The organism is Bradyrhizobium tunisiense (genome assembly GCF_042263385.1).
Lineage (GTDB): Bacteria > Pseudomonadota > Alphaproteobacteria > Rhizobiales > Xanthobacteraceae > Bradyrhizobium > Bradyrhizobium tunisiense.
The window spans coordinates 257967-281249 of record NZ_JBHLEV010000009.1 but is presented as its reverse complement, the minus strand read 5'-3'; the positions used below and the strand labels follow the sequence as shown (position 1 = coordinate 281249).

Genomic DNA, 23283 nt, shown 5'->3' with positions numbered 1-23283 from the left:
TTCGGCGTCAGGTCTGCTGTAACACTAAAAATGGAGATAAGCCGAAGCTGAGAGTTGACGCTACAAAGCGCGGCTCTTCGCGAGCTCCCCAAAAGAACAATTGCTGAATTCTATGCGGACGATGATGTCTGCAGCAAGGGGAAATCGAAGGCACCAAGCTCGTCAGCGCATTCATCAGAATTGAACTCCACCGCTTTGATTATGGCTCCTTTCTTATCGAAGCGATCGGCATGCCACTGGCAGAGTCTGCAACGCCCCTTTCCTGACCAAGGAAACACGCATGCAAACGTTTTGTGGAATGGCGGTGCTATTTTGTCGGCATTCTGCGGATGAACGCGCGTATGAATACTGTGCCCGCAAATCGGCGGTTCTCGGCCGCACTCCGTTCACTAGGGGGCCCGTAGCGACAAATGGATGCGCGCTTCTACGGTGTTGCAAATGAATTGGTCATCGCTACTGGTGCTGCGGCTGATAACGCGTTGAGCCGGGGCCGATTGTCAGTCGCTGCTAGACCGGCTTGGCGACCGCTGGGCGCTTCTGTCTGAAACCAAACACAGCTGATGTCTAGAATCCGCCAAGCTGTTTGGAGCGCTACATCGCACCATCCAAGTCGTCGGCGATTCGGCGCGTCGCACTGGCATAAATCCTGCTCCGTCTTCACTGGGAGAAAGCCAGGAGGACTCCCCGGCCCCGACGATGACGGTGCGCGTCCGTGCGCGAGCGCGCACGCTGCCTCTCGCTAGCGCCAATGACACACGCGTGCTCACATTGCGCAGCCTCGCCGATGCTCGAGTTCTGAGAGGACGACTCCGGACGGGGTTGCGTCTAGCAATAATGGGAGCAGGCCTTATCGGGCTTGAGGTCGCCGCTGCCGCAACGAAACAAGGCTGTTTAGTCACCGCACTGGAGATGGCGGAGCGCGTCATGGCACGATGTGTGCCGTCCCTGATCGGCGCACGCATAGAGCGTTAGCATCGGGCTGCCGGCGTTCAGCTCCGGCTTGCATGCCCAGTACTGATCTTCCCCCGAAAAAGTGGACGGGTTTAGGCGGCTTTTAGCTCCATCTCGATCGGGGCGAGATATCCGATGGCGGAATGGAGCCTTGTTCGGTTGTAAAAGCCCTCGATGAAGGCAAAGACATCGCGCTGGGCCTCGGCGCGAGTCTTGTAGTCGCGATGATGAACGAGCTCGGTCTTCAGGGTATGGAAGAAGCTTTCCATCGGGGCATTGTCGTAGCAATTGGCCTTTCGGCTCATCGATGCGGCAATGCCGGCTCCGGTGAGAGCGTTGCGATAGGGGCGTGAGGCATACGCACGCCGCGATCGGAGTGGTGGATCAATCCATCCTGCGGCCGTTGCTGGTTGACGGCCATCGTCAGTGCCGCGGATGCGAGTTCGACCTGCATATGATCGCGCATGGCCCAGCCGACGATCTTTCGGCTGAAGAGGTCCATGACGGCTGCCAGATACAGCCACCCCTCTGCGGTCGGGAATGGAGTAAGAAGCGCATAAGTGCTTCTCCTCCCCGAACCGTACGGGCACCTTTCAGCGCATACGGCTCTCCGTTCAAGTCTGGCCCATGGCCATTGCGACATCCTGATATCGCGAGGTGATGGTCTTCCTTGGCTCCTCCCTGAAGATGTAGGGATTTGCTTCCGGATTTCTCCATCGGAACTGCCCCTTTGGACTGGATACCAATCGGTGCAATGCTTTCCCGACACGATGGCCTCGTTCACTGACCCCCGTGGACAAACCAGGTCTTGGCTTGCCCAGCGACTGGTGCTCGATACCAGCTCCGCATCAGTGATTTGATGCGACTCCGATACTTTCTCGCCAGCCAGTGCGCCATTTTCCAGAACACGACATGATCGACGTGCCGGAACGTGGTCGCAGTGAAGTCCGTGTACTTGTAGAAGGCCGCCCAGCCCCGCAGTTGGCGGTTCAGGCGGTCCACCATATCGACTTTAGCAAGATCGTGATCACCAGAGAGGACCTTCGACAGTCTGTGCGCGAATGCCTTGGCCTTCTCTTTGGGTATGGTCGTGACGACCGCCATCCGCCCGCTCGATCCCCGCTTGCGAATGATCCGATGCCCCAGAAAGACGAAGCCATCATTGACGTGGGTGATATGGGTTTTCTCCATATTCAACGTCAACTTCAGCTTGCCTTCCAGAGAGGCCCGGCACTCCTCGCGGACGGCCTCGGCATGGGCCTTCGTCCCTTTGACGATGACGACGAAGTCATCGGCATAGCGACAATAGGCTACGGCAGGTTTCCACTCGCGGTTCTCTCGAACCGTGATCGGACGCCCCTGTTGAATGCCGAAGTTCCACGCCCAACGATCCTTCCTCACTTTCTTGTTCAGGTATTTCGCCTCCAGCCAGCAGTCAAACTCATGGAGCATGATGTTGGATAGGAGCGGCGACAGAACGCCGCCTTGCGGAACGCCCTCACTTGCTGCGAAGAATAAGCCACGGTCAACGTGACCGGCTTTGAGGATTCGCCAGAGCAGATCAATGAATCGCAGGTCCCTGATGCGACGACGTACGCATTTTAGGAGCAGCCGATGATGGACAGTGTCGAAATAGCTCGCCAGATCACCTTCGATAATCCAGCGGCCCTTCGACTCAGAGCCGTCTTGCAACTGCATCCTCACTGTACGAACCGCATGATGAACGCTGCGTTCGGGACGGCAGCCGTAGGAACCAGAGTGGAAGTCGCTCTCCCAGATCGGCTCCATGGCCATCAGCATCGCCCGCTGGACGATGCGGTCTAGCAGGATCGGTATACCCAATGGTCTCAGCTTGCCATTGGCCTTCGGGATATGGATTCGCTAGACCGGCGTTGGGCGGTAAGTGCCGTCCAACAGAGCCACGCGCAGCCGATCCAGATGACGCTCCAGAACGGCAGCAAGTCGTCCCTTGTCCATTCCGTCAAGACCCGGTGTATTGGCACCTTTCGACGCCAGGACAATCCGGGCCGCCTCAGCAAGCCAATTCCTGTCGGTGATGAGCCGGAGCAATCGATCAAACCGGCGGGTCTGATCGGCCGCGGCCCACGTCGCGAGCTTGTGCTGCATTTCACTGATTATCAAAGGTCTTCACCTCGTTAGGTCAGATCACGTGCACTCCAAGCAACTCAAACGGCTCCCCTTCGCCATGTGACCGGCTTTCCCGGCCTCGGACTACTACGGGAGCTCTGCCAGCATGACGGACATCGGGGTCAACTCCTTTACCATTCCGCTCATGCCTTCCCTCGTTCATATGTTGGACTACCAGCGTGTCGGTGAGGTTGCCGGTCGCAGTCTTTTCCCTTGCTTGCTACAAGTCGATGCCGTTGCCTCAGGTTTGGCTGTGTTCTCCCCTCGGCCCCCGCAAGGCGCCTTACATCTACGCTCGCGTTCGGGTGTCTCCGGCTACATATCCTTCGACACCATTCGGCATTCCGCCTGTTAAACCGTGTAGGCGGAGGCGACATTTCAGCCCACAGACGCGGATGAACCGGTTCGTGTTCCTCAACCTTCCGATACTCAGCCTCGGGAGCCATCTCGGCGTAACGGTTTCGCCTCGACCCCCTTTACCTGCGGGCTACGTCACCCTGCCAGTTGACAGCAGGTCACCGCCGCTTGGGCTCTTGCTTCCCCACAGCAGGAAGCAGGCTCATCACATTTCCTCCTTTCTCAATGCATTCCAAACATGCGCTCGCCGATTTCTCGGGGCGAGGCGCACTGTAGGTGATATCAGCGAGCCAGACCCGGTTTGGGGCGGGAGCCGTGAAGTCGCGCGCGATCAGGTTCGGTGCGATCGGCAGGTCGTGACGGCTGTCGGTGGTGCGCACACGGCGCGGCCGTGCCATGATGGCGCGGATACCGTGCCGGTGCATCAGCCGTTCGATCCGACCACGGCTGGCGCCACGATCCTGCCTGCGCAGGACGGCATGGACCCTGGGACTGCCGTAGCGCCCGCTGCTGTCTTGATGGACTTGCCGGATCGCGGCCAGGAGCGCGGCATTGGATTTGGTCCGCTCACTCACCGGGCGACCGCGCCAAGCGTAATAGCCGGCTGGCGAGACCTCGAGCACGGCGCACATCAGCCGTACCGGATAGGTGTCGCGGTGATCCTCGATGAAGCGGAAGCTCATGTCCGGGTTCCGGCAAAGATCGCGATCGACTTCCTAAGAAACAGCCGGATTGACCTCCTCCCCCGGGACGGGCTGCAAGACGAAGCCAGCGATTTCGCCCGGCGCTGAAGATTGGCGAGGACGCGGCTGCGGTAATGTTGCTCGTATTGGTCGGCTCCCGGGTCCTTGTAGCTCATGCCGTGCCGGAGTGTGTTGTAGAACAGGACCGCGATCTTGCGAGCGGTCGCCGTCACGGCCTTCGCCTTGCCGGCACGAGAGGACAGCCGACGCATAAAATGCGCCGAGCGCCGTATCGCTCCGCCCGATGGTCGTGGCCGCCAGCCGCAACAGCGCAGCCGCCCGACTGGAGGATCTCCGTGTGCGCGAAGAAAGCACCTTGCCGCCGGAGATTTTGTTCCCCGGTGCGAGACACAGCCAGGAGGTGAAGCGCTTGGCACTCGGCCATGCCCGCAGATCGGTGCCGCACTCGCCAATGAGCTTCAGCGCAAGTGACGGACCTAACCCGTGGATCTCGGTGAGATCGACGCCGAGGACACCGTATAGAGCGGTTCTGACATCGAACGACGGAGTATTGACCTGCTTGGTCTTTACCCGCGGCCGGTGGAGCTTGCCGATCGGCTTGGCTCCTTTGTCAGCCAGCGCCGCTATCAAGGATTCCAGCTTGCGGTCGCAGTCGAGCATCTTGGCCTGGTAAGTGTCGTAGAGTTCCAACGACTGGGTCAGCGCGAAGACATGTTCATCTCGATCATTGCCCACCAGTGCGGCGCGGATCGTCTCGATGGAGGAGTGGCAACGCACATCGCGGTACGTTGCCAACACGTCGGGATTGCGCTCGCCCGCAATAATGGCCCGGATAATCCGCATCCCGGTCGCGCCGGTGATGTCCGAGACGACGTGGTGAAGCTGTAGGTTCATCTCCATCAGGGCCTTCTGCATGTGCTGGATGTGGGCGGCTGCGTATTCCACCAGTCGCTCCCGTTGACGCAGATAGGCGCGCAGAGTTGCGATCTCGGCATTAGGGCGGAAGCTTCCGCGTAACAGACCGTAGGAATGGAGCTGGCGCAGCCATGCGGCATCGCTGACATCTGTTTTGCGCCCGGGCACGTTCTTGGCGTAACGCGCATTGACCAGAATGACCTCGAACCCGCGCTGCTCGAGAATCTCGTAGGCCGGGATCCAATAGACCCCGGTGGATTCCATCGCAGCACTCGTCACGCCGCAGGCTTTGAACCAGTCTGCCAGATCATGCAGGTCCTGCGTAAATGTGCCGAACGCACGTACCGGCGTGTCAGCGCAGGCCGGGTTGACCGCCGCCATGTGCATTTTTGATCCAATGTCGACGGCGGCGGCGCCAACATTGACCGGATTCAATTCCGGGCGGTCACTGGTCGTCTTCTTCTTGGGCATCGCAAATCCTCCATCCGATAGCGGGCAGGAGGGTCTGGGCTATGCCAATCGTCATCTTCCTAATCGGGATCACCGCAGGAACGGCGTCACCACTCTCAAGTTCGCATGCACCCATGGACCATGTTTTTACGGATTGTGCCTCCAATAAGCTGACGGCCGCTACCCTCCCAGCCGCAGATGCTAGCACAAGGCTGCTTCTACCCCGCACAGGCGCGCCATGGCCCTGGACAGTTTTTTAAAATGTCGCGCTCCATGCGCAGCCGTTCGTTCTCCTGGCGCAGGCGGGCGATCTCCGAAGCCTGGTCCGCCGACATCGGCGTCGCCTGTGTTGTGGGGCGCCACGCCGCCGATGCCGGCTTGGCGGAGCCTATCGACCCAGCGTCGTAGTACCGAGTCCCGCAGACCGAGTTCCTTGGCAACAGACCCAATCGAGCGCCCGCTCGACAATACCAGCTCAACGGCCTGGCGCTTGTACTCTTCGGTGAATGACCGACGTTGACGTTCCATTCGACACCTCCGGGCTCAACGAGCCTACTACAGGTGTCCACTCATTCGGAGGAGGCTCAGTACGCGATGTAAGAGCGGAGCGGAATTGCTTGCGCATCGTTACTGATTGGGACGAAATTGAGGTCGACGTCCTTCTCGTTGCTATTGGTGCAGTTCCTAACACGGAGCTCGTGTGCGAAGCGGGCGTTGCCGTGCAGGACGGCATTCTCGCTGACGAGTGTGGGCGCACTTCCATCCCCTTGATCTTCGCAGCCGGGGAGGTCGCTCGTGTCCGTCAGCCAGGCGGCCACTATAAGCGTTTTGAGACGTGGCAGGTCGCACAGTACCAGCCAATAGCGGTGGCGCATGCAGTCTGCGGGGTCGAGAAGCCTTATCTCGAGCTACCTTGGCAATGGACCGACCAATACAAGCACAACATCCAGATCATTGGGGACTGGGGCGTGGGGCTGGAGTGGATAGAGCGGGAGGATACCGAGGGCCGTCTCGCAGCACTGGGTGTCGATCCCGAAGGACGGCTGCAAAGCGCCATTCTCGTAGATAACAGCCGTGAGGTGAGGCCGCTGCGTCGACTCATCATAGCGAACCGTCCAATAGCGCGGGAGCGATTACTCGACGCCTCGCTTCCATTCAAACAGCTCTGGTCACCTTAGCCGATAGCGGCGCCGACTACACCTTCGACCGCATCGGCAACACAACCGTGATGCGCCAAGCGCCGGCTACGGCACCTCGGTCATCTCGGCGTCGCTGAAGCCAGCAAGCAGATCGCCACCGGTCCGTTTCCGTTCCGCTGGTGATGGATCGCAACCGGAGACGCGCGGGCTTCGCCGGCGCGCGCGGCTGCACCAATGTGCCGAGGATCGCGGATTGGTGCATGAACGGAAAGATCCAGATCAATCCGATGATCACCCACGTGCTGAAGCTCGAAGAGATCAAAAAGGCTTTGATCTCATGCACGAGGGCAAAATAGATCCGTCCCGTCGTCGTCTACTAGTTCAAGAACATTGTACGAAGGCGATGTGCGCGAAACGCCTCGGTGATGTGAGCGGAAAATTGTGCTACATGCCTAGGCCATCATCTTCGTGCTAACGTGGGGACGGCTAATTCGAGTCCTTTTCAACCGCACTTCGATCAGAAGCCAAGTCGGTTCACGGACGAGCAGATCATCGGAATGCTGCGGGAGCAGTAGCCTAGCGCCGCAACGGCCGATGTCCGCCGCGGACCCGCGATCCCCAGCGCAACGTTCTATAAGTAGATGGCCAAGTACAGTGGCCTCGACGTGGTTCGATGCCAAGCGGCTCAAGGCCTGAGAGGACGAGAACGCCAAGCTGAAGAAGCTCTTGGCTGAAACGAGGCAAGGCTCGAGAACGCCATGCTCCGCTCAGCAAATGAATACGTCGATGGGCGTGCGTCGTCGAACGCACTCCTGCCGACCTCAGGTTTACGACTTTCGAAGCCATGCATTTGGAGCACAAGTAACGTTAGTCCCAAACGCGTCGGTGTAATAAGTATCGATTAAAAATCCTGATTGCTCGACCATCTGGAAGCCATCGATAATCTCTCTATTTGCCCTCGCAGGATTGTCTTCAATTACATAGTAGTCTCCTGACACCAGAAAGTTGTTCAGGTAGGAAAACATCGAAAATATTTGCACGTGCGCGTCGTCGATCACTAGCCAAGGATGAGGCAGCCTCATCAATAAATTTTCATCGAAGTTGGCGACGTTCGAAAGGTCAACTTGATGAAAGGCAAGCAGTGGATGCGTTCTTGCATTCTCATGGACGCATTTCGTGTGCAAATCAAAGGAGTGAACTTCACCGGGATTCTCACAAAGCACCGACATATTATCAGCAAACCACAGTCCGCTACCGCCCTGATATGAACCGAGCTCTAGAATGGTCCTCGGCTGAAGTTCCCAAATGAGCCTTGGATACAGAGCCAGATCGAAAGGAGTCTTGAGAAGACATCAACCCTCTATAAGTTTTCCCCAAGGCTCCAATTTTTGTGGAGCGCTTGTCAGCTATCCAGGGGTTGATAGACGACATCCACCCTCGTTCGGATGGCTTTGCAAAGCGGTCAGATTGGTCAGCATCCACGACGTTGTTAATTGCGTCGAATATCCCTCCCTGGTCAAGAAGTCCGTGGGGCCTTATTTGATCAGGGTAGTTCTTGTGGGCGGCTTCCCAAAAAGCCTTGTATCCGGAAGCGAGTTTCATAGGTCATCTCCATGCTCGTCTGCCACTGTCTCACGAAAGTGCGTAGCCTTGATCAGTTGGTGGTCTGGCCGTAAAACTATCCGCTCGCGCCAAAGCACAACCGCGCCTTGTGTGCGGTCTTCTGCTTGAACGGCGCTGCAATCTCATCGGCCGGCTCGCTGAAGTTCGACGCTCCTGCATTTGCGAACACATCCAGCATCAGCGTTGCATTGACCACGGTCAATCGGGCAAGTCTCACTTGGAACTCCTTGGCCGGTGCTTCGACGCGGCGGTTCTTTGCTCCTAGCAATAGGAGTGCCACTTGCGGAATATGGTGCTCATAGACCAGACATCCGCCGTCAAGGCACTGGTCGGGTCCAATCTGAGTGCCAATGCGGACGGCGCCTCCGTCGACATTAAGCCGTTTGTGGTCGCCACAAAATCCGGGGTCGCAGCAAGGGCTCAATGCAATGTTGCTCTCCTGCTGGACCGACGTGGTGGCTAGCTGCTGGCCGATCAACCCTGCCTCCCGACCTATCACAGCGAGGTCTTTCTGCGATGACACCAGACCAAAATGAAATCCGGCCGATCGGTTGTCCTCGCGCCAGCGATCAAAATATTGAGCGTCTTCGGGTATCATGCCGAACGTGCGTCCTTGTGCCCGCTTTTCTGTTCAGACGAGATCGAGTTCGCCGGCCAGCCCGTAATCACGCGCAAGGGCGCGCAGTTTCTCCCAGGTCGCATCTTCGATTTCGATGCCGTTTGTCGTGCGCTCCTGCTCGCGCAAATATCCGATCTCGCCGGGGTAGAATACGCCGGATGAGCCTTCCGAGGGTGGCGTCGATTTCAGATAGTGCACGAACTCGGCGACCTCCTTCTTGAATTGATCAAGCGGGCGGAATGCTGCCACATTGAACACCGCCATGAAGCAACCGTTACTGTCCCGGCCGCTCGACTCGCCTCCGGAACCGGGGCCTGTCAATGGCCCGCATAGTACCTCTATCATCGTGGCGAGGCCGCTGCCTTTGTAGCCCTCGCTGCCGCCGAGCGGCAGCAGCGCGCCGCCTTTGCGATAGTCGCGGGGATCAGTGGTGGGCCGTCCCTCCCCATCGACGATCCAGCCCTTGGGAATGTTCTCACCGCGCGCGACTGCCAGGAAGATCTTGCCGGCGGCGACCGCCGAGGTCGACATGTCGAGAACAAGTGGGGCCGCAAGTTCTGAGGGCATCGCGATCGAGATCGGGTTAGTGCCGAGCCGCCCCTCGCGTCCGCCGAAGGGCGCGACATATTTAGGTGAGCAGCCGCCAGCCGCCATGAGCCCGATCATGCCCGCGCTTGCCGCCATCAAGGGATAGGTGGCAAGCCGTCCGACATGGCTTTGCCGGAATACTGTGCAGGCCGCGACATTGGAGCTCTTCGCCTTTTCGATGGTGAGCGCCATCGCCTTCGCGTTAACGTGAAACCCAAAGCCCCAATGCCCGTCGATGACGGTCGTGGTCGGAGAGTCCTGTACGATGGTCCACTCCGCGCGTGGCACAATATCCCCCGCCTTGATGCATTCGATATAGTATGGAATTGAGAGGACGCCATGGGAATCGTGGCCAGCCAGGTTGGCCTTGACGCAGCCGGTCGCGACTGCTTGCGCCTCCTCCACCGAGGCGCCGACAGCTCGCAGCAGCGCAGCACATATGCGGGTCAGACGATCGGCCTTAACGACCGTAAAGGTCCCCTTTGTGTCCAGCGGCCCGAGCACTGGGCTTTTGATTGTACTCATGAGAACGTTTCCTCTTTGGTCATTCCCGGACACGTCGGCTGGCGAGAGACGCGGTGCAAATTGCATGCCGCCTATGCTTGCCAATTGGAGAATTCCGCAAAGAAGACACGCACCGCACCGCAATTGAAGAGCAGTTCGGAGATCCGACATGCGTTGCAAGCAGGCGCGATTCTACTGGCCGATTTAATGACCTCTGCGAACCGCTCTGTCGCGGATTCTTTCGTCATTCTAGCAATCGGCGTCCAGCTCGCGGCATCTGAGACGCGCGCCTTGCATGCTGACCAAAAAAATGCATGCCTGCGAAGAATGGCCGGCTGACTTTTGTCCAGTTTCGCACTTCGGCGTCCTCAAGCGGACATGCATCGTACGACAAAGGTCAAGGCTTAAATGTGATGGCGATACCCTCTCCGCTGTACTTGAGCTCCGTTTGCAAACGCATTCGTCGCCAATTTCCTGCGTGCGTGCTCTTTTACGAAGGCGGGTCAACGACCTGCATAGCACGAGCAAGCCGATCGGCTACGTGAAGCGACCTTCCGGGGGCGCTAGATCGCGCCGGGGAGACTCTTTGGCTGAAGAGAGCACCCGGAACAGCGCGCATTGCTCTATCTGCCTTTAAAACGATCCGCTCTCGCGCCGACGCGCAGCACGGACTCTTGGCCTGTTTTTCTTGGGGGCGCAATAATCTCTTTCTCGATGAAGTTGCGTGGCAGCCGCGATATCGATGTTCGTTGCTTCGGCGCTGCCAGTTGCAAGCCTCGCGGCGCATTCGTTAGTTTAATCGGGCGAGCTTCATTGATAACTCCCGGAGCGAACCCACCTCATTGGTCGTGGCTCCTTCTTTTTAAGCGATCCGCGAGGCGCTTGCGGAATCTGACGCGGGCCGTGCTTCACGAAGCATACGTTTGTGACAACGTCCCTGGAAACGCGATGTAAACGGCTTCACGAACCGAGAGCAGTGAAATGTGTGTTACGCGTCAATCACACCGGCTGCTTCAGCCGTTAGAGGGTAGGGAAAGTTCGCAGGCGGCTGCCCGACAACGCGTAGATAAAAAAAGAACTTAGCCACAAATCGGCAGTTTCCGGCCGCGCTCTGCTCACCAGCGTGATGCGTTGTGGTCAGTGGGACGAATGATGCGCGACTTCTGCGGTATGGACGATGAGCGCTCATCGCCAATGCCGCGGCTGATAGCGCCGATGTGAGCCGGGCGGCCTGTCGGGAGCTCGTAGGCTGGCTTGGTGGCTGCGGGGCGTGCGCAAGCGTCTGTCTGAAACCAAGCGGGCCTGGTCTAGAATCCGCCTAGCTGTCTGAGGCGCGACATTGCGCTCTCAAAATCGTCGGCGTTCTGACGCGACGTACTGGCATAGATCCTGCTCCGCCCTTGCTGGGAGAAAGCCAGGAGGACGCCATGCCAGTCGACAATCCGCTTCCCATCGTCTTCAGCCACGCGAGAATATGTGTATCGTTTTACTGCAATCTCCATTGCGAGCACTGCTACGTTCCTGAAGAGTATCGAGATCAATACAAGCGGCTTTTGGAGCCATCACAACTATCGATCGAGGAGATGACAGGTTTCGTCGACCTTCTCGTCGACAAATATTCGCTGAGAAAAGTCTCTTTGACGGGTGGCGAGCCGCTTCTCAAGCGCGTGTTTCCGCGCACGGCAGCCGTGATGGCCCATGCGAGCAAGCGAGGCCTTCACGTGCAACTGAACACAGGAGGGTTCGGCCAGGTGCCAATTTATGACGTCGCCTCGTTCTTTGACGATCGCGAGAAGCTAACGTTCCAGTTCAGCTTTGACGGTGCGAAGCGGAACACGGTGGACCGCTTCCGGGGCAAGGCGGGTGTTTACGATTCTGCGCTCCGGCAGATGGCTGAAGCGGCCAATTGCGGGGCCCTGGTGCAGGCGAGGATGACTGCCAACCGGCACAACATCGGTGAGGCGCTCGACGCCTATCGGCTGCTGTCGTCAATCGGCGTCTACTCCTTCAGGGTCAAGCCCATGTTCGCCTCGGGCGTTGCCCTCGGCAATGAGGATGCGCTCTTGGGCTCGGCTGACGAAATTCGAGAGCTGCAGGAAGCCCTGATGGAGATTGCTGCGCAGCCAAGCTCAGCGCGCCTCGAACTGCCGCCGCCGATTTTCATTGATACGTCGCAGCCGCGGCCAAACGTCAGATATACCGAGTGCGACTGTGGTGCCACCGCGGTCTACCTCTCTACAAACGGCGATGTGTATCCCTGTTCCTTCGTCGTCGGAGATCCCCATAGCCAGGAGTTCCTCCTTGGCAATATCCGATCGCCGGAATTCGATCTGGAGAAGGTTTGGCGCACCTCGCCGGCTCTGAAGAAATTTCGGGCGAACAGCGGCTGCGGCCAATGCCCGAGCCAGGTCGCCCTCCTGAAGAATATTGAGAACCGCGCGCTTGCTTGCGCATGAGAAGCGATCGATGAGCGCAAGGCGTCTCTATATCGGCGATCCGCGGCGCGCGAGGAGGCGGCATCCCACCTTTTCAGCGTCCGTCAGGCTGACGCGGTGTCTGCCCCATCGCGTCCGAAGTTCTGATTAAGGCAAAAGTGAGAGAGTATCAGAAGGCATGCGAGGAGATATCATTCTCGTCGGGCTCGGTGCTTATGCCCGGGCGAAATATATTCCTCTGATCGAGGATGCCGTCTCCAGCGGTCGAGCATCGGCCTTCCATGTCGTCGAGCTCGACAGTGCGCGAGACGACGTGGATGCCTTTTTCCGGACCCGCACCTGCAGGCCGGCGAGCCTCTCATGGGTACCCGATCTCCGGCGACGGGCGATCTGGTATTCCGGCCATGGGGAGGACGTCCTGACGGCTCTGGCACGTCCAGGCACGAAAGTGATCGTCGCGACCGAACCCAAGGCTCATTTGGGCTATCTTCGCGCGGCTCTTGGACTTGGCCTTGATTGCCTGGTCGACAAGCCCGTCGTTCTGCCCATGGGGTCGAATGGACGCCCTGCCGCGGACCGTCTGGTTGGTGCGGTAACCGAGCTCAAGGAGATCTGCGATCGAACTGGCGGCCGTTGCGTGGTCATGACGCCGCGCCGCTACAACGCAGTGTACGAATTGATTGGACGCTACGCGCGCCGCGCCTCCCGAAACCTTGGCACGCCGGTCACCTATATTGGTATCGAGCATCACGCGGGAGTGTGGAACACGGAGGAGGAGATCCTCTCCCGGGAGGACCATCCTTACCGCTACGGCTACGGAATGCTTTGCCATTCCGGTTATCACTACATCGACATTCTCTCCGGTCTCCTGGCTCACAATGAGGACCACTTCGGGAGGCTGGCGCTCGAGCTAGATGTCCACCGGGCATCCGCCGCCGACCAGGTTGGGCAGATTGGCCCGGATCCGGTGAGCAGGCTTAGCGGCGACGCGCCAGTCGCTCGACTGTTTCCCGCGCCGCCGTTCTGGGGTGAGACGGATATTGTCTCGTCCGGAGCCGCTATTCGGCCCGGAAGCCGCAATACCGTCTGCCTGTTTCGGCTCGATCTTCTGCAGACCAGCGTGTCGCTTCGCAATTGGCGGCAACTGCCAACCGATGTTTACAACAAGAACGGACGGTACGGGTCCGAGACCGTTCGCTTGAATATCGGTCCATTCGCAGCGATCGAGGCGAGGATCTTCAAGCGCGCACATTTGAGCACGGAAGCTCATCCGCAACTGAGAAGGGAGGCGCACATCATGCTTTGGCGGAATGCCGGTTTCCTCGGGGGGGCAGCCTTACGCGAACGGCTTTATCCCGCGAGGGACACGCTGGTCCGGAACGCTGATCTTGGTGCTGGCCGCAAAAGGTTGTTTGACGATTGGCTGGCGGGACGGAGCGACAAGAGTTCCCTCGATTCGCACACGCGGACGATATCGCTCTTTGCTCACTATTTGGCGGCGCTCACGACGGGTGACGCAAACCGAGACCAAGCGACCCCATTGCGCGCCGTGAGCAAAGTTCCGGCGTGAATGTCGTCGCTTCGACTTCAGCGCGCCCTCGGCATTCTGGGCGTGCCTGTTCGCCGGAAACGGCCCGAGAATGGCCATCGTTGGACGTGGCCGGGAAGGTGGGGCTCTTGGCCGTGCGTATGGCATGCCAGACGTATTTTCTGACCAACTGCGAGACGATTGATGAATTGTGACCGTCACGACGTCCTATTTGACGGGAGCCATCGTCTGCCCAGCAACTACCGGGCGTACAGGCAGTCGGTTCATGCGCGCCTAGTGAAGATCCTTCGACAAAATCCCGGGGCCGCTTTCTCGAGATCGGCGTAGGGCCGACCTTCAGGCAGGAGCGGTTCAGGGCCATCAACGACCTCGGCATCCACTATGTGGGCTAGGATTTCGAACATGTTTGCGCCGAACGCCGGGCCGACCTGGCCGCGGCCGGCATCGCCGATCGAAACATCGCCTTTCCGGGAAATCCGTCAGGAACATACCTGTTCAACCTGATCAGGTTGGCCAGGAATCGAGAGACTTTCGATATCGTCTACCACGATGGTAGCCATTCGATTTATGTCGATCTGGCGGCTGCGATTGCGGCAGTGCGGCTGTTGAAACCTGGCGCCCTCCTCCTTTTCGACGATGTGAGGTTCTGCTTCGGAAGGCGACATTTGATCCAGACCACAACTCAATATGCGGATGCCAATCAGGCCAGGCAGTTGAGCGAGGATGAGGCCAACGAAGCTCACGTCACCATCATCATCCGGGACTATCTGATCCCTTTGTTCAGCTTTTAGGTGGAGCGGTCGTGGTCGGATCCCGATTGGATCGCACTGCGAGCGCCAAAGGCCGCTCCGTGGATGCGGATTTGACGATTCTGCCACCCTCGCTCGACGTTTGCACGAATCCAACTACGACCGGCTCAGGAGAGCCGAAATCTTGGACGCATCGCGCGCGGTCGCGATGCTTGAACATCACATCGTACATCCGTCTCCATCGCGAGGTCGCCCCGCAGGTGCGCGTCCGAGGAATGCTCGCCGATCCGAGCTCGTGCCTACGCTCGCACTCATCGTCGGATCTCCGACATATCGGACATGAGACACAGCGCTCTCAGATTGATCGTATTGATCTTCCACTTGGCACGACACATGCACAACTAGCCACAAACGCCTGCGCCAACGACGACAGGAGATCCGATGATCAGGTTCGCCGTGCAGCGATCACCGAGCAAAAAACTGCGCTTTTCGATCCGACGCGGACGTTGCCGGCAGTCTTCATCTGATCGATGTTTTCACGCCGTTGATGTGTCAGGCCGAGCGGTAAACGGACATGCTGCAACAACGTATGAGATCGCTCGCGGCAGAATCGGTTGGCGGCGAGCAGTGGGGCTCTGGCAATCGCACACATGCGCCCAATGCACAAACTAAGGGGAGAGAACATGCTAGTCAGTCAGGAAGAACTTGCTAACCTCCCTGCCAAGTTCCGCTGGGGCCAATCAGCGATTTCGCACATCCTTTCGAAGTTCGAAAATGAAGCAGAACCCCGCACGGCATTTCCCTGCATTTTCGCGCGGAACGCGGTCAAGCGCGGCAATTTGCGATTTCTCCTTATTCCATGCGAACCCGAAAACTCACGGTATGAACTTAACCGTCTTGCTTCTGGCTTACGCACCTACATTGATCAGATCAATATCGATGCGCTCGACGTCAACCACAACCGTTCACTCCTGGTGCTCTTTGAGCCGGTAGCGCCCCTCACGACCACGGATCAATTCAAGCAGATTTTCATCGAAGCGATGCAGTATCTCCTCGATGAAGATCGCAGACCTTGGCCTTCTCACGTGTCCAAGGATCCCACGCACCGCACCTGGACGATGTGCTTTCACGGCTGCGAACTCTTCGTGAATGTAAGTCATCCAGCGCATGTTCTCCGCAGAAGCAGAAACATGGGCGTCGGGCTGGCTTTCGTGATCAATCCGCGAAAGATCTTCGACATTGCTGCTCCTGCCAATCAGCAGGGCAGGGCCGTCACTGCAAGGATCAGACAGAATATCGACGTCTACGATGACGTCACACATAGCGGGCTGCTGGGATCGTACGTTCTGGGCGAAGCGCAGTGGCAGCAGTACATGATACCCGATAACAATGAGGACGCCCCACTCGAGTGCCCTCTGCACTTCAGGTGACGGTCAGTACATCAGCGGCTTCGTCGCTCTCTCACTTGAACCCTGAGCGTGACTGAGCAGGACCACGGCTCGCAAATGGCGAACTTTGCGGTAACGTCGATCACAGCAGAGCTTTTGTAAATTGGCTTACCCCCCGGGCGATGGACAGATCGTGTGGCCGGCTATCTCGAGGGTCCTTATGTCGAGGTCAGCGTGAAACATGGAAGCGAGAATAAACTCGAGGGACATTTGGGGCTTGCCTCCGGGGTTTTGCTGATCGTCACAGTCATCCTCGGATCCGGCATCCTTGTCCTTCCCGGATTTGTGTTCGAGAAAATTGGCCAGGACGGCATCTATACGTGGTGCGCCTGCTGCTTGCTCTCTGCGCCAATCCTGGCGACGATGGTCCTGTTAGGAGGCGCATATCCCAGTGCCGGTGGTGTTGCACACTATGCCAAGCTGGCTTTTGGGCAATACCTGGAATTGCTGGTGTCTTTGCTGTTTCTGGGAGCGACAATGGTGGGCTTGCCATCCATCACGCTGGCGGGGGCTGTCTACCTCCAGAAGCTAACAGGCCCCAGTGTCGACGTCCATCTGCTTGCCGCGTTGCTCATCCTCCTGGCTGGCTTCTTTGCCCTTTCCGGTGGCGAGGCACTCCGTCGAGGCGTGAAGCTCATCGGCAGTTGGTCGGTCTTTTTGTTGGTAGGCGCTCTTTTCGCCCTCATTGTTCTGGCGGTGCGGGCCAACGGTGTTCGGTTCGATCGTCCCGCAAACGTTCTGTCGATTGCGAGCCAGATTCCCGTGATCTTTTTCTCCTTCACCGGTTGGGAGGCCGCGTCCCATCTAGCTGCAGACTTTCGCAATCCAAGAAGGGATTTTGGCCTGGCCATGCTCCTGGCCTTTGTTCTTGTCTGCGGGGTCTACATCTGCAGCGCAGCGCTCGTCCATGTCGCTGATATCAAGTCGAACTTCAATGCGCCAATATTTCAGGCTGCGGCAGAACTTGCACCATCCGCACCAGGCTGGCTGATTCCGCTGCTTGGCATATCGCTGATCGCCGCCAACCTCTTCGGGTCAGTTGTCGCCATCTCACGGCTCGTTCTGTACCTCTCCGGACGACACTTCCTTCCGGCCTGCCTCGGTCGCTTGCACAATGGTGCGCCCCGGAACAGCGTCTATTTCGTCGTTGCATCCTTGGTATTGGTCGTGGCCTGCGATCAGATCGGGTGGCTCGACATCGAAATGATGTTCAGTCTGGCCGGGATGAATCTCCTTTTCATTTACATGATCTCGGCACTTGCGCTGGTGAGGCTCCGGGGAGGACCGGTCTCGTGGCTTCTCGCTATTCCGATTGTGATTTGCTCTGTGCCGATCATCGTTGGCGTCAGGTCGTCTCACCCTCTTATCGCTTCGACGGCCATCCTTGCGTATGTCTTGAGCCGCAACCATCGAACGGAGTTGACTTGATATGAATCAATCCGTTGTCAACGAGATGTTCAAGACCATCTCGATCAAAGAGGGCCTGCTGCCGCTGAAGGTGACGCCATTCTATCAAAGGAAGATCAAGGAAGAGGTCGAGGCGTTAGGCAACCATCTGGGCCCGCTTCACCGAGTGTCCTTTCCAACGCAAGACAGATTGTCGTTAAGGGCCCCGAACGAGGTGAAGGACTTCGTCGACGATCGGTCAAATGCGGTCGGCCACGCCCACAAAACGTCCGTCGTCAAAAAGTACGTTGACCGCATACTTTTCCTCACCACATCGGAATGCTTTGGGAATTGTCAATATTGCTTCCGCACAGACGTGCTTACAGAAGGCAGTTCACCCGATAAACGAACTGGACGACTTGCTGATCTGCACCTGCTGCGCGAATATCTGGGCGCCCACCCAGAGGTCACGGAGGTTATCCTGTCAGGCGGTGATCCGTTAATTCTGCCGGCATCCAGGCTGACGGAGATCATCGAGTGGATCCGTTCGGTTCCATCGGTAAAGTCAATCCGAATTCATACAAGGGCGATTGTGTATGAACCGAAAGCCTTCACTGCGGAGAAAATTGATATTGTTGCGAAACACAATGTTCGCATCGTCTTTCACATCGCGCATCCATATGAAATCTGCGAAAACGTTGCTGAAAAGGTCGGGAAACTTCGAGAGCGCAAGATTCGGCTATACAATCAATTTCCGCTGTTACGTAACACCAATGACCACCATTTGGTCCTCTATCAGCTCCTGGAGAGGCTCGACGAGATGGGCGTACGAAATCTCTCGATCTTCATTCCAGATCCCATCAACTTCTCCGCGGCATTCCGCGTGCGTTTGAGTCGGGTGTGGCGCATCGCTGATCAGCTTAACGCCATCTCACCATCATGGATCAATTCGACGCGCTTTGTATTCGACTCCAGGAGCGGAAAAGCGCGGCGAGAAAACTATATTGCGACGGATGATCGCGATGTTGCGACCTTTGTGCGCGATGGAAATCCGATTTTGTTTCCCGACTTTCCTGAGCATCTTGATGTCCCCGGAAAGATCGAATTGATGCTGTGGAAGGAGGGGGGCCACAACAGCTGAGGTTGAGAGAGCGGGGCCGCTGCCAGTTCGGTGGCAGATAGGGTGCTTAAGAGCCAGGGTGCGAACGCGGACAAAGGAAGTCAGCAGCAAAGGTGAGAGCGGATTGCGAGGCTGGTCAAGGAGTTGAATTTGTCTGTTCGAACTTGAAGCGTGGCCCGGCGTGCGGATTCGGCTCTATGTCGCCCACCCGTTCCGGGATGATCTCACCCATCATTCTGAACTCAAGTCGCTCTTGAAGAAGATGTCGCCCACGATTCCGTGATGATCCCGGGGTGACGAGGTCTCTTCTGGCGCCCATACGGTCGCCCCTTTCGGCTTTGCAAGGGGACCATGGTTGCCGACGCAGAGGCTTGCGATGCGCCATGTGCGCGAGTGATGAAGATGAACGCAGGCATGCTGCCAGGCCGCGAGATTGCGCGGCGGGTCGGGCGGCACCCTCGACGATGCGGGTGGCAATCTTATGCTTCGCGGCCGCGGGCCTGAGTTGGTCGCCGGACGATGTGACCGACGCGGTCTTGGAAGCGCGGCTGTTTGCCCGATCCGTCATCAGCAGGCGACGGGCAGCGGCGGCTTGCGGAAGAGCGACTGCGTAGCCGTGCACCGCGAAGTCAAGCGCAGGTAGGTGACGCTGCGATCTGCCGGAAGAGGACATTGCCGCCGAGCCCGGCTTCTATCGGTACTCACGCTTCTGCGAGGTCATCGCCAATCGAAACATGAGCTTTCCGGCGAGTGCGGCAAATTCCATAGCGGAGCTTGGGCCGGTACCGCGCTTTTGCGGTGGCAATGGTGTGCGGGCTTCCGGTGTTGCGCGTTCAACAAGTGTATCGGGCGGGCAACTAGAAGGACCGTGGTGGGAATTAGTCTTCCACACCACGGTCAAGGGATAAAGGGACTAACTCAAGCGCTGGCAGTGCTCACACTTAGGCCGACCGCCCGTGCCAGAGGCTAGATATTGCCTCTCGATATTGTTGCCTTCGGTGCACTTATCGTTGTCGTGGTAGACGTTCTTTGTATTTGGCTTCTTTGAATGAAAAGGAGCTACTTTCGCCATGATGCATTCTCTCGAAATACGAGTGCCCGGAATTGAGCGCTCGGTTTGCTGCATGTCATGTTTCTACAACTTTTGGGAGTCCATAAGATTGGATGCGCCGCCCGTAGGGCTGTAGTGCGTCAATCGCCACAGATCTAAAGCTCGACGGTCTGGCGCTGTTTGTAGGGGGCCGCGAACGGGGAGCGTGTTTCGAAATCCTGCGCAATGGCGCAAGAAGAGCTGGATTTCTGCATGATTTGCGACTGCGCTGCCGGCTTGCAGCGAAAGGAACCTGCTAACCGGATTGGTATGGTCCTCCAGGTGAGTTGGCTAAGGGAATTCGGTGGTACCAAAGAAGTCATGCCGCACGCGCAAACATCGTGTGGGCCCTTGCGCCCCGGAGCCGACCGCGCGCATGTGGTGGCGGTCGACCGCAGCGTCGCGATCTAGACACACGCCGGCGCAGGCGTTAGCCCAGCGAATGACAATGATCGCACGGTGCTGCCAACGGTTCTGGAGTTCGCTCGCGAGGTTATTTGCATCGCGCGAAACGTTCATGAGATCAAAGAGCTCGGCCTTCCGAATGGCGTAACCGCAACCGAACAGCATTGTCTTGACTTGTCCGCATCCCGTATCTTTTTTCGGCAACACGACTTACATAGCCGAGCAAGCGACCAAGATGACCTTCTGCAGAGAATCCGCATTTGCAATGGCGCGAGAGCATTCCATGCCAGGAGTTGGCTCTATCGGCGAGTTCATGGCGGCCGATCTGCATCGCACCGACGCGCGGCGGGATATCGCCGGCTGCGTGCTTGAGCAGAAGCTGGAAAGTCTCCACCCCCGTGCTGTTATCGAGGATCTGGTGTTGTGTGTGAGTTCCTGCCTTACGCGCGCTGCACCAGCGAGGCTTTGCAGCGAGGGCGCGTCATGAGGATCGACTGCGAGGTGCATGCTTTCCGACTTATGAGCCGGCAGGCTGCGCCCACCATCGACGGCTCCATGGAAACGCTGGAAGGCGCCGCGCGCGAGTCCAAGATAGCTGGGCTGGTCCTGGTCCAGCCTGCCTTCCTGAACGACGATCCGGCCGAGCTCTTCGCCCAGGCGAGCCAGGCCCGGATGCCGGTGAGGCTCATTCCGCCCCTCGTTCAAACGCTGGCGCCTGAGGTGCTGGAGGAGTGGGCTCGATCGGGCGCCGTGGGTTTGGCGCTAACCCTCACCGATCCAGATCCACTGGCCGAATCCCTTCAGGCCGCCCTCCGGCTGGGCTTGCACTTGGAGGTGTCGGGTGGCCTCGAAGGACGTGAGCACCTCGCAGAATTGCTTCTCGCCGACGGCCATCGACTGGTTTTCCGCGGCTTCGGACTTGCGGACAGCGCCCGCGATCCTGCCTGGGATCCACGCCTCGCACGGCTCCTTGGGCTCGCCAAGGGAGCCGAGGTGTGGGTGAAGCTGTCGGGGATCGGACGCGTCCCAGATGGCTGGGCCCAAGCAGTTGCAGCCAGGATGCTGCAGGAGCTCGGGCCGAAACAGCTGCTCTGGGGCTCGGAGTGGCCGCACGTCGCAGCCGCTCACGCCTACGCGCCATCCTATGCGCAGACACTTGAGTGGCTTGAGGAACTCGTCCCGGACGAGGACGCCCGAGGGCGGATCCTTGGCGAGACGCCTGCCGCCGTCTACCGACTTTCCGTATCTTAAGACCTACATGCCCAAACGACGAAATGAGCGATGTCGACCGGAGCGCGGGCTCGCCGCGGAAAGAGGTTTCGCTCGAGGAATTGGCAGATCGAAGCCGTCCATCAAAGCTTTCCGAGAAGCCACACCGAGTGCGCGTAAAACCAGTCGAGCGGAAGCCGTCACCGCATAGGTTTGGCTGTGGATGCAGACGTGCAGACTACGGGTGGAGGTTATCTGTTGAGGGGCTGATGACATGTCTGATCGATTTTCAATCTTCGAAGTTATCTTGGAACAGCGCAGACGAAGGTGGGTGTGGTCGGTTCGCACGACCGGAGGCTCGCTGGTCATGACAGGTTCAAGAAGCAGCCGATCCGCTGCTCGCTACGAAGCCGACCGGGCGCTCTTTTTGATGCTGCTGAGCGCGCCGTACCGTTCGCGGCTCTCGGAGCGAATGATCCAGGCCAACCAACAGATCCGCCCGCGGCGCTCGCTTCCGCCCAAACTTTGAGCTCCGCGCTGCACACTTGTCCGAAACGCGGATCTTGGCGCTGGCCGCAAAGGGCTGTTTGGCGATTGGCTGGCGGGACGGAGCGACCAGAGTTCGCTCGTGTCGCACACCCGGGCGATATCGCCCTTTGCTCACTATTTGGCGGCGGTCACGACGGATGGAGCAAACCGAGATATGAAGCGCCCACATCGCGTGCCGTCAATAGAGTGCCGGCATGTCGTTGCTTCGACTTCAGCGCACTTTGGGCATTCTGGGCTTGCGGTGTTCGCCGGAAACGGCCCGACCTTGGCCATCGTGGTCGTGACCGGGAAGGTGAAGCTCTTGGCCGTGCGCGTTACGGCATGCCAGATGTATTTTCTGACCAACTGCGCAACGGCCGATGAATAGTGACCGTCACGACGTCCTCTTTGACGGTAACCGTCCCCTCCCAGCAACTACCGGGCGTACAGGCACTCGGCTCATGCACGCCTGGTCCGGATCCTTCGACAGAATCCGGGCCGCTGCTTTCTCGAGATCGGCGTAGGGCCGACCTTCCGGCAGGAGCGGTTCAGGATCATGACGAACTCGACATCCACTAGTGGGCTTGGACTTTGAACATGTTTGTGCCTAACGCCGGGCCGACCTGGCCCGGGTCGGGATCGCCGATCGAAACATCGCCTCTCGGGAATGGGTCAGGAACATACCTGTTCAACCTGATCCGGTTGGCGAGGAATCGAGAGACTTTCGACATCATCAATCTCGACGGTAGTGATTCGATCTATGTCGATCTTGCGACCGCCATCGCAGCAACGCCTATTGACGCCTGGCGCTCTGTTCCTTTTCGGTGATGTGAGGTTTTCCTTCGGAAGGAAACATTTGATCCAGACCACGACCCAGTATGCGGACGCCAGTGAGGCCAAGCAGTTGACCGAGAATGAGGCCGGCGAACCTCACGTCACGATCATCATCCGGGACTATCTGGTCCCTCTGTTCAGCTTTTCGGTGGAGCGGTCATGGTCGGGTCCCGATTGGATCGCACTCGGAGCGCCCAAGTCCGCCCCGTGGATACAGATTGAACGCTCTTTGCGCTAACGAATCTCGATGGACGTCTACAGCCTAAGTCCAATCACGAACTGTGCCGGGAGGTAAAATCAGCAGCTTAAATCGATTGATCGTCACTGGCACGGCTCTTGCTGCTGGCATGCAGTAACACCTCGAAGCCGGTGTGCTTTGTTTCTTGGCGAGAATAAAGCTCCGGCGGAAAATGCGTGGCCGCGGGCGTTTGATAGAGAACAAGATGTCTTCACTTGAACAGATCACGTCGCTCCTGGAACGTCGCTTGGCGAGACGGCTGTCGCTGCACGGCATCCCGATATCCATCGTACA

The 23283-nt window shown here is 58.3% G+C and carries 15 protein-coding genes and 5 pseudogenes; 10 read left to right on the top strand and 10 right to left on the bottom strand.

The features are described 5' to 3' along the window. The first annotated feature begins 696 nt into the window (after nt 1-696). Nucleotides 697-972: an FAD-dependent oxidoreductase gene (locus tag ACFDR6_RS30570; RefSeq protein ID WP_375860630.1), complete on the top strand. Its 276-nt coding sequence runs from the start codon at nt 697-699 to the stop codon at nt 970-972. 71 nt (nt 973-1043) lie between these two features. Here ACFDR6_RS30570 and ACFDR6_RS30565 read toward each other — a convergent pair. The 6 genes and pseudogenes from ACFDR6_RS30565 to ACFDR6_RS30545 all read right to left on the bottom strand — a co-directional run. Further along, nucleotides 1044-1501 (bottom strand): annotated as a pseudogene (locus ACFDR6_RS30565) (IS3 family transposase); the annotation flags it as partial. A gap of 230 nt (nt 1502-1731) precedes the next feature. After that, the gene (locus tag ACFDR6_RS30560; protein WP_434056906.1) at nt 1732-2793 is read right to left on the bottom strand and encodes a reverse transcriptase domain-containing protein; all 1062 of its coding nucleotides are present in this window, start codon (nt 2791-2793) and stop codon (nt 1732-1734) included. Nucleotides 2794-2832: 39 nt separating this feature from the next. After that, the gene (locus tag ACFDR6_RS36385) at nt 2833-3078 is read right to left on the bottom strand and encodes a hypothetical protein (protein WP_434056905.1); all 246 of its coding nucleotides are present in this window, start codon (nt 3076-3078) and stop codon (nt 2833-2835) included. Nucleotides 3079-3614: 536 nt separating this feature from the next. Beyond that, the gene (locus tag ACFDR6_RS30555) at nt 3615-4139 is read right to left on the bottom strand and encodes an IS3 family transposase (protein WP_375860629.1); all 525 of its coding nucleotides are present in this window, start codon (nt 4137-4139) and stop codon (nt 3615-3617) included. Between the two features lie 33 nt (nt 4140-4172). Beyond that, nucleotides 4173-5546: pseudogene (locus ACFDR6_RS30550) on the bottom strand (IS110 family RNA-guided transposase). 180 nt (nt 5547-5726) lie between these two features. Beyond that, entirely contained in the window at nt 5727-6053 is a 327-nt protein-coding gene (locus tag ACFDR6_RS30545) for a transposase (protein WP_375860626.1), read from the bottom strand. Between ACFDR6_RS30545 and ACFDR6_RS30540 the strand changes: the two genes are divergently transcribed. Together ACFDR6_RS30540 and ACFDR6_RS30535 are read left to right on the top strand one after the other, a co-directional pair. After that, nucleotides 6032-6703, top strand: coding sequence for an FAD-dependent oxidoreductase (locus tag ACFDR6_RS30540; RefSeq protein WP_375860625.1), 672 nt, complete (start codon nt 6032-6034; stop codon nt 6701-6703). The genes ACFDR6_RS30545 and ACFDR6_RS30540 overlap by 22 nt on opposite strands. Beyond that, nucleotides 6691-7044: pseudogene (locus tag ACFDR6_RS30535) on the top strand (S-(hydroxymethyl)glutathione dehydrogenase); the annotation flags it as partial. The gene ACFDR6_RS30540 and the pseudogene ACFDR6_RS30535, both read left to right, overlap by 13 nt. Nucleotides 7045-7491: 447 nt before the next feature. On the opposite strand, the pseudogene ACFDR6_RS30530 reads toward ACFDR6_RS30535, so the two are convergent. The 3 genes and pseudogenes from ACFDR6_RS30530 to ACFDR6_RS30520 all read right to left on the bottom strand — a co-directional run. Further along, nucleotides 7492-7998, bottom strand: a pseudogene (locus ACFDR6_RS30530) (CmcI family methyltransferase); the annotation flags it as partial. 347 nt (nt 7999-8345) lie between these two features. Then, a pseudogene (locus tag ACFDR6_RS36380) lies at nt 8346-8444 on the bottom strand (molybdate ABC transporter substrate-binding protein); the annotation flags it as partial. Between the two features lie 474 nt (nt 8445-8918). Next, nucleotides 8919-10019 carry an Ldh family oxidoreductase gene (locus tag ACFDR6_RS30520; RefSeq protein WP_375860622.1) on the bottom strand — a complete coding sequence of 367 codons (1101 nt, stop codon included), beginning with the start codon at nt 10017-10019 and terminating at the stop codon, nt 8919-8921. Nucleotides 10020-11425: 1406 nt separating this feature from the next. On the opposite strand from ACFDR6_RS30520, the gene ACFDR6_RS30515 reads away from it, so the two are divergent. The 6 genes from ACFDR6_RS30515 (at nt 11426) to ACFDR6_RS30490 (ending at nt 18706) form a co-directional block, all read left to right on the top strand. Further along, nucleotides 11426-12454 carry a radical SAM protein gene (locus ACFDR6_RS30515; protein ID WP_375860621.1) on the top strand — a complete coding sequence of 343 codons (1029 nt, stop codon included), beginning with the start codon at nt 11426-11428 and terminating at the stop codon, nt 12452-12454. Nucleotides 12455-12611: 157 nt separating this feature from the next. Beyond that, entirely contained in the window at nt 12612-14003 is a 1392-nt protein-coding gene (locus ACFDR6_RS30510; RefSeq protein ID WP_375860620.1) for a Gfo/Idh/MocA family oxidoreductase, read from the top strand. Nucleotides 14004-14410: 407 nt separating this feature from the next. Next, the gene (locus ACFDR6_RS30505; RefSeq protein ID WP_375860652.1) at nt 14411-14773 is read left to right on the top strand and encodes a class I SAM-dependent methyltransferase; all 363 of its coding nucleotides are present in this window, start codon (nt 14411-14413) and stop codon (nt 14771-14773) included. A gap of 641 nt (nt 14774-15414) precedes the next feature. After that, nucleotides 15415-16161, top strand: coding sequence for a YqcI/YcgG family protein (locus ACFDR6_RS30500; RefSeq protein WP_375860619.1), 747 nt, complete (start codon nt 15415-15417; stop codon nt 16159-16161). A 153-nt stretch (nt 16162-16314) separates the two neighbouring features. After that, the gene (locus ACFDR6_RS30495; RefSeq protein WP_375860618.1) at nt 16315-17607 is read left to right on the top strand and encodes an APC family permease; all 1293 of its coding nucleotides are present in this window, start codon (nt 16315-16317) and stop codon (nt 17605-17607) included. A gap of 1 nt (nt 17608) precedes the next feature. Continuing rightward, complete coding sequence (locus ACFDR6_RS30490) at nt 17609-18706, top strand: radical SAM protein (protein WP_375860617.1); 1098 nt, start codon at nt 17609-17611, stop codon at nt 18704-18706. A 1360-nt stretch (nt 18707-20066) separates the two neighbouring features. On the opposite strand, the gene ACFDR6_RS30485 is transcribed toward ACFDR6_RS30490, so the two are convergent. Further along, complete coding sequence (locus ACFDR6_RS30485; protein ID WP_375860616.1) at nt 20067-20345, bottom strand: hypothetical protein; 279 nt, start codon at nt 20343-20345, stop codon at nt 20067-20069. Between the two features lie 318 nt (nt 20346-20663). Here ACFDR6_RS30485 and ACFDR6_RS30480 point away from each other — a divergent pair, with 318 nt between their 5' ends. After that, nucleotides 20664-21431, top strand: coding sequence for an amidohydrolase family protein (locus tag ACFDR6_RS30480; RefSeq protein ID WP_375860615.1), 768 nt, complete (start codon nt 20664-20666; stop codon nt 21429-21431). Nucleotides 21432-23283: the final 1852 nt, after the last annotated feature.